The 281-nt window shown below is 73.0% G+C and carries 1 protein-coding gene; it reads right to left on the bottom strand.

Translation table 11 applies throughout. The features are described 5' to 3' along the window. A partial coding sequence (locus AC5RUJ_RS19020; protein WP_494156610.1) for a DUF2332 family protein occupies window positions 1-281 on the bottom strand: 281 nt, incomplete at both ends.

Genomic DNA, 281 nt, shown 5'->3' with positions numbered 1-281 from the left:
CCGGGCCACCAGTGCCGGCAGCTGCTGGGTCAGGTCGCCGGCCACCAGCCGGGCCGGTGTGCGGCGGGCAACCTCGATGGCCTGGTGCAGCCGACGGATGCGGAACTCCTGCCCCGGCCAGATCAGGGCCTCGAGCCAGGCGACGTCGTCGGCATCGTTAAGGTCCAGCGGATTCAGGTCGATTCCGGCGCGCCAGCGGACTTCGGGCAGCGACTCGGGCAGCGGCGGCCGGCCGGAGGTGGAGCATTCCAGCAGCGGCGGCTGAGCTTCACCGCCGACGG

The sequence above is a fragment of the Arthrobacter sp. Y3223164 genome, assembly GCF_059091005.1.
Note: the sequence above shows the minus strand (reverse complement) of the source record. Positions and strands in the feature narration are given on the sequence as shown.